The following is a 12678-nucleotide window of genomic DNA, read 5'->3' on the forward strand; positions in this document are numbered from 1 at the left end:
GCTTGATACCGAACGGTCGAAAGGCCGATCGTCCCCACCACCGGCCGGGATCGCCACCGTAACGAGGCACTCCTAGGTGCCGGCGACCGACAGGGCCCCGTCCGCCGCCGGCGCCTTCTCGATCCGCCAGCGCTGATCGGTGGAGCCGTCGTGCACCTTGACGACGACGTCGGCGTCCGGGGCGCCGGTGGTGGCGGCGAGGGCGAGCTGGTTCTGCCAGCGCGGCAGCAGCGCGCCCTGTGCGGTGCGGTCGTAGCGCACGGCGTCGCCCCGCTCGGTGCCCTCGTCGGCGCAGACACCGAGAATGACGACTCCGGCGTCCGCCTGCGAGTCCAGGCACAGCCCGGGGTCCGCGACACTGCGCAGCAGCCCGTCCTCCTCCAGCGTCCACTGCTGCGTCCACGCCTCGGAACACGCCGCCAGCCGGGCCCCCGCGCCGGCCCTGGGCTCGCCCCGGACGTCGAGGCAGAGGCCGGCCGCGACGTTGCGCAGGCGGGCGGAATCCGCGGCCGTGGGCAGACCGGCGGCGCCGGGTGGTTTCGGGCGGGAGGTCGCCGACGCCGTACCCCGGCCGTCGGCGGCGCTGGTGGACGCGGCCGGATCGGCGCCGCCGCCGTCGTACGACCACACGTTCGTCACGAGGACGACCGCCAGTACTCCCGCCGAAGCGGCGCCGACTCCTCTGAGCGCCGAACGGACGGAGCGGGGCCGGCCCGGGAGCCGGCGTACGGACACGGGGATCCGGGCGAGCAGGTTGGAGCGTCCGCCGCGGTGCCGGGCGGCGGACCTGGCCGGGGTGCCCCGGTCCGCGCGGTCGGGACGGGAGTCGAGATAGCGCCGGGCACCCCAGCCGAGCACCGCCTCCGCGATCAGCGGCCCCAGTTCCCGTTCGAAGCAGGCGAGTTGTTCGGCAGCGTGCCGGCAGTGCCGGCACTCCCCCAGGTGCTTGCGCACCTCCGGCAGCAGGTCCCCGCCCCGGCGGATCGGGACGTCGAGGAGCCGGTTGTGGAAACGGCAGTCCTGGGTCGGCGCGAGCTGCCGGTGCGCGTGCAGGCATCCCTCACGGAATTGCTCACGCGCCTGTCCGTACGTGACCGACGCGGTGTCGGTGTCCATACCGAGGAGACCGGCCGGCACATCAATCGGTTCCCCCTCGACCTCCGTGTGCCACAGCAAACAGCGGGCCGGTCCGGGAAGGGAGGCGAATGCGCGCGCGGCCAGTGTGCGGTTTTCCGGGATCAGGGACTTCGCCGCCCGCATACCGCGCCCGCCGGCGGGTTTGAGCAACTGCGGCAGAACGCCGTTGATCGCGTCGTCGGCGGCCCACTGGCGGACGGTGTCGCGCACGGCCACCAGCAGCCGCGGGCGCAGGGCCGTGGCCGGTTCGCCCTGGGCGAGACGGTCCAGGACCCGGTGCTGGGCCGCGGCGGTGACCATGGCGCTGGTCCGCCCCGACGTGGCGAGGCAGATGGCCGCGTAGTCGTGGGCCGGTTGCCAGTGCCGGGCCGTCAGCAGCGCGACGGCCCGGGCCGCCTCGCTCTCCGGGCCGTCCCGGAGGCGGGCGGCCAGCCACTCGTCGGACTCCCCGGGACCCCCGCCGGAGGACGGGTGGACGGGACGAGGGGGGTGGGGGGTGGGCACTGAGCTGTTTCCTTCCCACGCGCGGGTGACGCGCAGTTCCGGTCACCGAAAGGGAATTGGTGTATACCTCTTGGGCGCGGCGTGGGGGCGTGAATGCGCCACGGCGAAATCGGGCCCGGTTTCCCACGATGCGTGCGAGACCCGGCCTTCACCCCCCGCACGAGTGCTTCACTCTCGCACAAAGCACTGATGGTCAACAAGGCGCGCCCGGACAATGCCGGACCTCCACGAAAGACACCCGGAATCCGCGTCAACCGATGTGCCCTACACGGGTTTTCGGATTTTCCGGCGTGTCCCGCGGGAACGGCCGGCGAGGGCCTCCGGGTCCGTTCCGCCCTCCCCCGGCCGGCGCCCCGGGGAGGGCGGCCGGGCGAGGGTCAGATCTGCCAGGAACGCAGCCGGTCGGCCGCGCCGAAGACATCGGCGTCACCGGTGAGCAGGTCGCGCGCGAGGTCGACCAGGGCACCGTAGGGCGGGTCGATGCCGACACCGCTGGCGAACATGTACGCCACGGCCGTCGCGCAGGCGAAGCGGGCGTTGGCCGACGGCAGGGGCCTGAGCACTGCGAGGGTGTGCAGCAGGGCGGCGGCCCGCCAGGCGGGGTCGGAGTCCACCCCGAGGCGGGGCGGATCGACACGGTGCCGGGCGACGGCGGCGACCAGCGCGGAGAAGTCGTTGATCGTGGGCTGCTCCGGCAGCACCTCCTCGTGACGCTGGAGCAGCCAGGGCACGTCGATGTGGAGAACGGGTGCCATGGGTCAGGCGGCCCGCCCCTCGCCCCGGGCGGGCGGTGGTTCGTCGTCGGGGAACGCGGCCGCGAACTCGTCGGCGTGGGCGGTGAAGAACCGGCGGAACGCCTCCGCGCCCTCCTGCAGCGCCCGGTGCCGGGCTATGTCGGCGGCGGCGGCCTCCCGCACGAGCGCCTTCATCGACGTACCGCGTTCCTTGGCGATCTGCCTCAGGTCCTCGAGCTCGCGGTCGCTGAACTCCACGTTCAGGGCTGGCATGCCTCCCACGGTACCGCGTGGGTACTGGCCCGTAAATACCCCCAGGTCAGAGCAGGAGTACGACGGTACCGCGGGAAGCGAACGGGTGAGCGGACCCTCAGCCCTGGTCCGCCACGAAGGACGCCATGCGGGCCAGTGCCGCGTTCCAGTTGACGGTGTGCTCGTTGGTCGACCAGGACTGGATGTCGTCGATGTAGCAGAACTGTCCGACGCAGCCCTGGAGCTTGCTCTGCGCGTAGGGGTCCTGGATGGCCGAGTTGGGTCCGCCGGAGAGGGTGCCGGCCGGCGGGTCGGGCAGGGCGGGGTCGAGCTGGTGGGCGTACCAGCGGCTGTGCTGGTGGTGGGCGTTGGCCTCGCCGTAGCCGGTGACGTAGGAGATGTTCAGCGCGTTGCGGCCCAGGATGTAGTCCATGGTCTGGAGGGCGCCGTCACGGTAGGCGGAGCCGCCGGTGATGTCGTAGGCGGAGGCGAGGACGACCGCGTTGTTGAGGACCTGGGCGCTGGATCCCCAGTCGTAGACGTTGCCGTCGGGGGCGTACGGCATCCCGTAGGGGTGCGCCTTCAGCGTGGCGAGATAGCGGTCGGCGCCCTTCACCACGGAGCGGCGCACGGCGTCCCGCCCGGGAAGCCGGTTCGGCACGAGGGCCAGGTCGAGGCGGCCGGCCGCCGCGGTGCGCGCCCAGTCGAAGCCGAGCGGGACGAAGATGTCCGCGGTGTGGACGGGGGACGCCAGCAGGTACTTCTCGAACGTCCGCTCCCCCGTGGTCAGGTACAGCTCGGCGGCCGCCCAGTAGAACTCGTCGTCCACCCGGCTGTCGGGGTAGGCGCCGCCGCCGACTCCGTCGCTCTCGTCGGCCAGCACGTCCGGGTGGGCGAGGGCCGCGGCCCAGGCCGTGCGTGCGGCGTCGAGCGCCTTCGCCGCGAAGGCGCGGTCGTAGGGCAGGTAGAGGCGGGCCGCCTGAGCGGCCGTCGCCGCCAGGTTGAGGGTGGCCGCGGTGGTCGGGGCGTGCAGTTCGCGTTTCTGCGGGTCGTCGCTCGGCAGCAGCGGCAGCCCGGTCCACTGGGCGTCGTGGATCTTGTGATGGGCCATTCCGGCCAGCGGCTGCCCGGCCGGGACCTGCATCCTCAGCAGGAACTCCAGTTCCCAGCGGGCCTCGTCGAGGATGTCCGGCACCTTGTTGCCGCTCTCCGGGATCGCGAGCGTGCCGTCACCGAGGCCCGACGGCTTCCCGGTCCGGGCGTGCAGCGAACGCTCGTAGGTGCTCAGCAGCTCCCAGGCGGAGATGCCGCCGTTGACCACGTACTTGCCGTGGTCGCCCGCGTCGTACCAGCCGCCGGAGACGTCGAGGGTGTAGTCGCACTCGCCGGGCCGGCAGGGCACCTCGGTGTCGCCCTGGTTGGGTGCCACGCCCACGTGTCCGGCGGGGCGGGCGTAGCCGGGGCGCAGCCGGTCGCTGATGGCGATGCCGCTGCGCTGGGTGTAGTAGTACTTCGCGGAGTCGACGCGCAGCCGCTCGTAGGCGGCGGTGCCGATGTCGAACGGGCGGCTGGTCTCCCCGTCGGCGACCAGGGTGTAGCCGTCGCCGCGCCGCGTGTGGCGGCCGAAGTCGATCGAGTGGACGTTCTGCCCGGAGGAGGCGTCGACGCCGCGCGGCACGCTCCAGCCGTGGGCCACGACCCGGCCGCCGGCGTCCTTGAGCTGCCAGGGCAGGCGCGCGGTCGCGTCGGTGACCAGCGTCGCGTTCTTCGGTCCGGACGGCAGGTAGCCGACCTGGTTGACCCGCACCCTCGGTCCGGTGTCGGGGACGTACGGCTCCGGTGCCACGCCGCCCAGCAGGGACACGTCGTCCACGCAGAACCGCCAGGCGTCGGGGGTCCCGCCGAGCTGGAAGCCGACCTGGCCCTGGGTGGTGTCGACGGGCGAGGTGAAGGTGTACGAGTAGGTGTCGCCGGAGACGCTCAGCTGCGGACTGACCTCGTAGTAGGTGTCGTACGGGGACACCGACAGGCCCACGATCGCCCGGACCACGTGGCCGGCGGGAGCGCCGGTCGCGGTGAAGGAGAACCTGTACGACTCCCCCGCGACCAGGGTGATGTCGTTCTGGCCGACGGTGGCGTCCCAGCGGTTGGCGGTGCCGCCGGGGACGTCGGCGCACAGCCGGCCGTCGGACACGGCCGCGGTGACGCCGCTGCTCGCCCACCATGAGTCGGTGCCGGTGTCGAAGGTGCCGTTCCTGACCTGCTCGGTCTCGTCCGCGCCGGCCGGGGCGGCGGGCAGCGCGGTGACGGCCGCCGCGAGCAGGGCCGTCAGGGAGACGAGCGCGGTTCTGCGTCTTTTCACGTCCGGGCTCCTCGGGGGTGGGGGACGGGCAGCGCAACCGAAGAACTTGTGGGAGCGCTCCCAATGGTGGTCGAGGGCCATGGTTGTGGCAGACATGACAGCGCGTCAACGGTCCGGACGGGAGCGGTTCCCGTCCGGACCGGGGCGCTGCCGGTCAGACGGCGGGCGCCTCCAGCCGGCTGACGCGGACCGCTCCCCTCGCCTCGCCCGGGTGACGGCTCGTGAGCGTGAGCCGGACGCGGGACCCGCGCACCGGGTCGAAGGTGATCACCGTGGGAGCGTCGGACGCGGTCGCCCACTCGGTGCGCGCGCCCTCGGCCGTCCGCCACGCGCGGCCGTCCCAGACGGCGACCTCCACCGCTGCGGGCAGGCTGTGCGCGGCGTCCACGGTGAAGGAGACCTCGACCCGGCCGAAACGGCGGGTCCGACCGTGGTCGACCGAGATCCAGTCCGCGGCGCGGGCCCCGTCGAAGGCGGGCAGCAGGGCGGTGGCCTCCTTGCGGAAGCCGTTGGACCAGCCCGTGGCCGGGTCGCCGTCGAGCACCGCGGCGGGCAGCGTGTCGGGGCGTCCGGAGTAGCTCGCGTCCGCGTGCGGATGGACCACGGGTTCCGGCTGCCCGGGCGCGAACCGCGGGGCCGGCGTGGTCGCGGCGGACGCGGCCCGCCGGGCGCGCACGACCGCCGTGCCCGCCCGCAGCCCGTCCGCGCGGGCGGTCACCCGCACCGTCCCCGGGCGGGTGCCGGACCGCACGATGGCCAGGGCCTTGCCGTGGAAGGCGGTGCGGGTACTGGCCTGGTAGCGCTCGGCGCTCTCCTGGCGGCCGTTGTCCACTCCGGCGAGGGAGCCGCCCGCGACCTCGAAGGAGATCAGGTGCTCGGCGCCGGGCACCACCGTTCCGTCGCGGTCCACCACCTCGGCGGTCACGAAGGCCAGGGAACGGCCGTCGGCGGCGACGGCCTCCCGGTCCGGGGTGAGACGTACGGCGTGCGGTGCCCCGGCGGTGCGCAGGACGTCGGTGGCGACGGTCCTGCCGCCGCGCCGGGCGACGGCCTTCAGCTCGCCGGGCGCGAAGGGGACCCGCCAGGTCAGGTGGAGCTTGCCCGCGCTGCCGGTGGGGCTGGTGTAACTGCCCGGGTAGGGGCCGTCGGTGAAGGTCTTGTCGTCGCCGGTGGCCTCGGTGGTCTCCAGGTAGACCCGGCCGTCCGCCGTCCTCTTGGTGTCGAACGAGCGGACGCCCAGGGATTTCCCGTTCAGGAACAGCTCGACGGTGTCGGCGTTGGAGTACGCCCAGACCTCGACGGTGTCGCCCGCGCGGTGGTTCCAGGTCATCGGCAGCAGGTGGACCATCGGGGCGTCCGTCCACTGGCTGCGGAACAGGTGGTACATGTCCTTCGGGAAGCCGGCGGTGTCGACCGCGCCGAAGAAGGACGCCTTCACGGGGAAGACGTCGTAGGGCGTGGGCTCCCCGATGTAGTCGATGCCCGACCACAGGAACTGCCCGGCGAACCACCTGCGGTCCCGGTCCTTCTTGAGCCCGTACTCGCCGCTCATGGTCCAGGAGGCGAGGTTGTTGTCGTACGAGGAGGTGGCCCGCGCGCCGGGCGTGTGGTTCTCACCGGTGTTGAGGTGCTCGGGCTCCTGGTAGGTGCCGCGTGTGGAGGTCTCGGAGGACGACTCGGACTCGAACAGGAACAGGTGGGGATAGGCGGCGTGCAGGGCGTCCACGGACTTGGCGGTGTTGTAGTTGAGCCCCAGTCCGTCGAGCTTGGCCAGCATCAGGTCGGCCGCCGAACCCTTGGCGGGGAGCCGGCGGTACTTGTCGGAGCCGATGACGAGCGGCCGGGTGGCGTCGGCGGCCCGGATCGCGGCGATGATCCGGTCGGCCATCGCGAGGCCGGCGGTGGAGGTGGAGTCGGGGATCTCGTTGCCGATCGACCACATGACGACGGCGGGCGAGTTGCGGGCCGCGAGCACCATCTCGGTGGCGTCCCGCTCGCACCACTCGTCGAAGAACCGGCCGTAGTCGTACCGGTTCTTGCCGGTGCGCCAGCAGTCGAAGGCCTCCACCAGCATCACGATGCCCAGTTCCTCGCAGATCTCGATCATCTCGGGCGAGGGCGGGTTGTGGGAGGTGCGGAAGGCGTTGGCGCCCATCGACTTCATGAGGGTCATCTGGCGGCGGACCGCGTCGACGCTGACGGCCGCGCCCAGCGCGCCGAGGTCGTGGTGCAGGTCGACGCCCCTGATCTTGGCGTGGGCTCCGTTGAGGTGGAAGCCCTCGTCGGGGTCGATGCGGAACGTGCGGACGCCGAAGGGGGTGCGGTAGGTGTCGACCGTGCGTCCGCCGACCCGGAGTTCGGTGTGCAGGGTGTAGCGGTACGGGTCCGCGAAGTCCCACAACCGGGGGCGGGGAAGCACCAGTTCGTGGGTCTCGCTCGTGTCGTCCGCCACGGTGACCGTCGACGCGGCCCGCGCCACCGTGCGCCCCTCGGCGTCCTGGACCGCCGACCTGATCTCGACCTCGCGCGCGGTGCCCGTGGCGTTGACGACGGAGGTCTCGACCCGGACGAGGGCACGCTCGCCGCTCACCTCGGGCGTGGTGACGTACGTGCCCCAGCGCCGCACGTGCACCGGTTCGGTGACGACCAGCCGGGCCTCCCGGTAGATGCCGCTGCCCGAGTACCAGCGGCTGCTGGGCAGTTGGTTGCGCACCTCGACCGCGAGGACGTTCTCCGTGCGGCCGTCCGTGTGCACCAGGCCGGTGAGGTCGAGGGCGAAGCCGGTGTAACCGTAGGGGTGGTGGCCGGCCTCCCGGCCGTTGCAGTAGACGTGGGAGTCCATGTAGACGCCGTCGAACTCGACCGAGATCCGCTTCCCGGCCGCGGTGGACGGCAGGGTGAAGGCGAGGCGGTACCAGCCGAGGCCGCCCGGCAGGAAGCCGGTGCCGCTGGTGGTGCCGTGCTCGGTGGTGGGCGTCTGCTCGATGCTCCAGTCGTGCGGGATCGCCACCTCGCGCCACGCCGAGTCGTCGAAGTCCGGTTCGGCGGCTCCGGCGTACTCCCCGGCCGGGTCGGCGCTCCCGTCCGGATCGACCAGGGCGAAGCGCCAGCCGTCGCGCAGGGCGACCGTACGGCGGCCCGCGCCCTCCCCCGCCGCGTCCGCGGCCCACGCCGGCGGGGCGCCCAGCAGCGCACCCGCCGCGGGCGTCGCCGCCGAGGCGATCAGGACCGATCTGCGCGTGACCGTCATGCCGGATCTCCCTCATCAGGAATCAGAAGTACTCACAAGTGATCGTGAACAAACAGATTCTGACGTCGGTCCATACGCCGTCGTCAAGGGCACGGAAAGCTCTTTCTGTCTTGAGTGCCCCGGCGGTCCCGTGTCCCGTGCGCCGGGGCGGCTCCGCGAGCCGGACGGTTCGGGTCCGCGCGTGGCCCGGACGCACTACGCTGGGACCCAGGTGACGCGCTGTTCACTGTGGGTGTGCGCAATGGAGTGGCGAGGATGAGTCCGGTCAACCCGCACGACGATGCCGCCGCGGCCCGCGTCGTCGTCGACGACTCCGGCACGTTGCGGGAGTGGAGCGAGGGCGCGCGCCTGCTGCTGGGGCACCCCGCCGCGGACGTCGTGGGGCGCCCCGCCGCCGAACTGCTGGCCGACGGGACCGACGGCCCGGCGCTCGAGCCCGGCGCCGAACGCTGGAACGGGACGCTGGCCCTGCGGCACCGCGACGGGCACACGGTGACGGTGTGGGTGCTCGCCCGCCACAGACCGTCCGAGGACGACGGTCCGGGCACGTGGCTGGCCGTCACACCGCTGGTCGACGGGCCCGAACAGCCGGACGACCCACTGGTCAGAGCCGCACTGACGCAGTCCCCGTGCGCCATGATGATCTTCGACGACCTGCTCCGGATCCGCGGCCTCAACGACGCCATGGCGCGCCTCTTCGAACTCCCCCCGGACCGCCTGCGCGGCCTGCGGGCCACCGACCTCGGAGGCCGTCCGCAGGCCGCGGAACTCGAGGAGCACATGCGGCACGCGCTCGCCACCGGCCAGGGCCACGACATGCACACCTACCTCAAGGCCCCCGGCGAGAGCCGCGCCCACGCCTGGCTGGCCCGGATCGCCCCGCTCACCGCTCCGGACGGCGAGGTGCGGGGCGTCTGCGTGACCGCCCACGACTTCACCGAGCAGCACCTCGCCCGGGAGCGGCTCCAGCTGGTCAACGAGGCCAGCGTGCGCATCGGCACCACCCTCGACGTGACCCGCACCGCGCAGGAACTGGCCGACGTGTCCGTCCCGGCGCTCGCCGACTTCGTCAGCGTCGACCTGCTGGACCCGCCGGAGCACGGCGGCGATCCCGTCGGCCCGCCGACGCCGCCGGTCGCCCTGCGCCGGGCCGCCCACCAGTCGGTCAACCCGGGATGCCCCGAGGCGGTGGCCGAACCGGGCCGCCTCGACGTCTATCCGGCGGCCTCACCGCAGGCCCGGTGCCTGGTCGCGGGGCACGCGATCGTCGCCGCGGTGCCCCCCGGCGACATCGAGCAGTGGCGTGAGTGGGACCCGGTCCGCGTCGGGCGGGTCGAGGAGTACGGCATCCACTCCACGATGTCCGTCCCCTTGCAGGCACGCGGGACCACCCTGGGGATCGCGGTCTTCACCCGATTCCGCACCCCCTACGCGTTCACGCACGACGACGTGCTGCTGGCCGAGGAGGTCAGCGCCCGGGCCGCCGTCTGCATCGACAACGCCCGCCGCTACTCCCGCGAGCGCGAGACCACCCTCATGCTGCAGCGCAGCCTGCTCCCCCGGTGGCTGCCGCCCACCGCCGCGCTGGAGGCCGCCTCCCGGTACCTCCCGGCGGCCCGTTCCGGAGTGGGCGGCGACTGGTTCGACATCATCCCCCTGTCCGGGATGCGGGTCGCGCTGGTCGTCGGGGACGTCGTCGGGCACGGCATCCAGGCCTCGGCCACCATGGGCCGGCTGCGCACCGCCGTGCGCACCCTCGCCGACATCGACCTGACCCCCGAGGAACTGCTCACCCACCTGGACGACCTGGTCGTCCGGCTGTCGGAGGAGTCCGGCGGCGACGGCGCGGGCGAGGTCGGTGCCACCTGCCTGTACGCGGTGTACGACCCGGTGTCCCGGCAGTGCGCCCTGGCCCGGGCCGGGCATCCGCCGCCGGTGGTGATCCCGCCGGACGGCTCGCCCCGGCAGCTCGACCTGCCCTCCGGTCCGCCGCTCGGCGTGGGCGGCCTGCCGTTCGAGTCCACCGAGCTGGAACTGCGCGAGGGGAGCGTGCTCGCGTTCTACACCGACGGCCTGGTCGCGGGCCGCGACCGGAGCCCCGACGACGGTCAGGTGCTGCTGCGGGAGGCCCTGGACGCCACCGCCGGCTCGCTGGACGCCGCCTGCGACCGCGTGCTGCACGCCCTGCTGCCGGACGGCGGCGCCACCGACGACGTGGCGCTGCTGCTGGCCCGCACCCGGGGGTTGCCCGCCGGCCAGGTCGCCACCTGGGACATCCCCGCGGACCCGTCGCTGGTCGCCCCCATCCGCAAACAGGTCGTCGAGCAGTTGTCCGCCTGGGCGTTGCTGGAGGCCACCTTCACCGCCGAACTGGTGGTGAGCGAGCTGGTCACCAACGCCATCCGGTACGGCTCACCGCCCATCCGGCTGCGGTTGATCCACGACGCCACCACGCTGATCTGCGAGGTCTCCGACACCAGCCACACCGCGCCGCATCTGCGCCGGGCCAAGACCTGGGACGAGGGCGGGCGCGGTCTGCTGCTGGTGGCCCAGCTCACCCAGCGCTGGGGCAGCCGCCACACCACCGAGGGCAAGACGATCTGGGCGGAGCTGGCCCTGCTCGAGGAGGAGTGACCCGCGGTTTCCGCACCGCCCCGCGGGACACTCGAACGCAGGACGTGCCGTCCGGCACCCGCGCCGGGCCGCGCGCGACGAACCTCACGGGAGTGTGGAGAAGCGATGGCGAAGACGTCCCAGCCCCTCGGCCGGACGGCCCTGCTGGCGAGCGCGGTCGCGGTGCTCGGCATGCTGACCGCCTGCGGCACCGACAGCGGCACGCCGAGCACGACGCAGACCGGCCGCGCCGAGCAGTCGGCAGGCGCCAGCAGCGGCACACCGGCGGACCGCGCCACCGACGGCGGGCCGACGGCCGGCACCGTGCCGAGCGACACGGCCGGTTCCGCGTCCGCGTCCGCCCGCACCGACGGCCGTTGTCACACCTCCGGGCTGCGGGCCTCGATCGGCCGCGTCGACCCGGGAGCCGGACAGCGCAACTTCCCGGTCGTGCTGACCAACACCTCCGCCCACACCTGCAGCCTGTACGGCTACCCGGGCGCGGCGTTCGTGGACGCGTCCGGCAGGCAGCTCGGCCCCGACCCCGAGCGCGCCCCCGAGTCTCCGCGGAAGGTCACGCTGGCGCCGGGCGGCAGCGCGTGGGCCGGGCTGTCGTTCTCCAGCCCGGAGATCAGCGGTGCCCGCACGGCGACCCCGGCGGCGCTGCTCGTCACCCCGCCGGACGAGCGGGAGCCGGTCAAGGTGACCTGGCAGGCCGGTGAGGTCCCGGTGGGCGGCAACGAGTCGTCGGTGTCCGTCACCGCCCTGGCCCCCGGCACGGGCCCCTGAGCACCCGGCGGCCTCGCTGTCAGTGACCGGCGACCGGGTGCGGCGCGTACGGCCGCTCCAGCTCCTCGATCTCCTTGTCGCCGAGGGTGAGTTCGACGGCCGCCACCGCGTCCTCGAGGTGTCCCGGCCTGGCGGCGCCGACGATCGGCGCGGTCACCGTGTCCTGGTGCAGCAGCCAGGCGAGGGCCACCTGGGCACGCGGTACGCCGCGCTCCGCCGCGATGCGGGTGACGGCCTCGACGACGGCCCGGTCGCCCTCCTGGTAGAGCGTGCTGCCGAAGGCGTCGGTGGCGCTGCGCCCGGTGGCGGCACCCCAGTCGCGGGTGAGGCGGCCGCGGGCCAGCGGGCTCCAGGGCAGCACACCGACGCCCTGGTCCGCGCAGAGCGGCAGCATCTCGCGCTCCTCCTCGCGGTAGAGGAGGTTGTAGTGGTTCTGCATGGAGACGAACCTCGTCCAGCCGTGCCGCTCGGCGGTGTACTGCATCTTGGAGAACTGCCAGGCGTACATCGAACTGGCCCCGATGTAGCGCACCTTGCCCGCCTTCACCAGGTCGTGCAGCGCCTCCATCGTCTCCTCGACCGGTGTGTGCGGGTCGAAGCGGTGGATCTGGTACAGGTCGACGTAGTCGGTGCCCAGGCGCCGCAGGCTGTGGTCGATCTCGGTCATGATCGCTTTCCGGGACAGTCCGGCGCCGTTGGGTCCGGGCCGCATCCGGCCGTGCACCTTGGTCGCGAGCACGATCTCGTCCCGGCGGGCGAAGTCCGCGAGCGCCTTGCCGACGATCTCCTCGCTGGTGCCGTCGGAGTAGACGTTGGCCGTGTCGAAGAAGGTGACGCCGGCCTCCAGCGCCTGCCGGATCAACGGACGCGAGGCCTCCTCGTCGAGGGTCCACTCGTGCGTGCCGCGGTCGGGTACGCCGTAGGTCATGCACCCCAGACAGACGCGGGACACGTCCAGGCCCGTCGAACCGAGCTTCACGTACTGCATCGTTGCTGCTCCTGCCTTCCGGATCGGTACCCGGCGAGCGTACGTCCTC

8 protein-coding genes are annotated in these 12678 nt (G+C 73.1%); 2 read left to right on the plus strand and 6 right to left on the minus strand.

Annotation, left to right across the window (positions count from 1 at the left end):
* Positions 1-72: 72 nt before the first annotated feature.
* From ACFWJB_RS06745 to ACFWJB_RS06765, 5 genes are all read right to left on the minus strand, one after another.
* Positions 73-1641, minus strand: a complete 1569-nt coding sequence (locus ACFWJB_RS06745; RefSeq protein ID WP_386920667.1) for an RICIN domain-containing protein — start codon at positions 1639-1641, stop codon at positions 73-75.
* A gap of 377 nt (positions 1642-2018) precedes the next feature.
* The gene (locus tag ACFWJB_RS06750) at positions 2019-2396 is read right to left on the minus strand and encodes a toxin Doc (RefSeq protein ID WP_385459350.1); all 378 of its coding nucleotides are present in this window, start codon (positions 2394-2396) and stop codon (positions 2019-2021) included.
* A gap of 3 nt (positions 2397-2399) precedes the next feature.
* Positions 2400-2648, minus strand: a complete 249-nt coding sequence (locus ACFWJB_RS06755) for a hypothetical protein (protein ID WP_077797179.1) — start codon at positions 2646-2648, stop codon at positions 2400-2402.
* A gap of 97 nt (positions 2649-2745) precedes the next feature.
* Positions 2746-4989 carry a glycoside hydrolase family 9 protein gene (locus ACFWJB_RS06760; RefSeq protein ID WP_386920670.1) on the minus strand — a complete coding sequence of 748 codons (2244 nt, stop codon included), beginning with the start codon at positions 4987-4989 and terminating at the stop codon, positions 2746-2748.
* A gap of 154 nt (positions 4990-5143) precedes the next feature.
* Positions 5144-8239, minus strand: coding sequence for a glycoside hydrolase family 2 TIM barrel-domain containing protein (locus tag ACFWJB_RS06765; protein ID WP_386920672.1), 3096 nt, complete (start codon positions 8237-8239; stop codon positions 5144-5146).
* 255 nt (positions 8240-8494) lie between these two features.
* On the opposite strand from ACFWJB_RS06765, the gene ACFWJB_RS06770 reads away from it, so the two are divergent.
* Entirely contained in the window at positions 8495-10873 is a 2379-nt protein-coding gene (locus ACFWJB_RS06770) for a SpoIIE family protein phosphatase (protein WP_386920674.1), read from the plus strand.
* A gap of 105 nt (positions 10874-10978) precedes the next feature.
* On the plus strand, positions 10979-11641 hold the full coding sequence (locus tag ACFWJB_RS06775) for a DUF4232 domain-containing protein (RefSeq protein ID WP_385459342.1): 663 nt from the start codon (positions 10979-10981) through the stop codon (positions 11639-11641).
* Between the two features lie 19 nt (positions 11642-11660).
* Here ACFWJB_RS06775 and ACFWJB_RS06780 read toward each other — a convergent pair whose 3' ends face one another.
* Positions 11661-12629 (minus strand): aldo/keto reductase, encoded by a 969-nt coding sequence (locus tag ACFWJB_RS06780; RefSeq protein WP_385459340.1) that lies wholly within the window; start codon positions 12627-12629, stop codon positions 11661-11663.
* Positions 12630-12678: the final 49 nt, after the last annotated feature.

Source organism: Streptomyces sp. NPDC127100 (assembly GCF_042724095.1).
Taxonomy (GTDB): Bacteria; Actinomycetota; Actinomycetes; order Streptomycetales; family Streptomycetaceae; genus Streptomyces.

What these genes read in the sequence shown, in the direction of transcription:
- ACFWJB_RS06780 (WP_385459340.1), bottom strand. Translation starts at nt 12,629, where the DNA reads ATGCAGTACGTGAAGCTCGGTTCGACGGGCCTGGACGTGTCCCGCGTC.
- ACFWJB_RS06755 (WP_077797179.1), bottom strand. Translation starts at nt 2,648, where the DNA reads ATGCCAGCCCTGAACGTGGAGTTCAGCGACCGCGAGCTCGAGGACCTG.
- ACFWJB_RS06775 (WP_385459342.1), top strand. Translation starts at nt 10,979, where the DNA reads ATGGCGAAGACGTCCCAGCCCCTCGGCCGGACGGCCCTGCTGGCGAGC.
- ACFWJB_RS06750 (WP_385459350.1), bottom strand. Translation starts at nt 2,396, where the DNA reads ATGGCACCCGTTCTCCACATCGACGTGCCCTGGCTGCTCCAGCGTCAC.
- ACFWJB_RS06765 (WP_386920672.1), bottom strand. Translation starts at nt 8,239, where the DNA reads ATGACGGTCACGCGCAGATCGGTCCTGATCGCCTCGGCGGCGACGCCC.
- ACFWJB_RS06770 (WP_386920674.1), top strand. Translation starts at nt 8,495, where the DNA reads ATGAGTCCGGTCAACCCGCACGACGATGCCGCCGCGGCCCGCGTCGTC.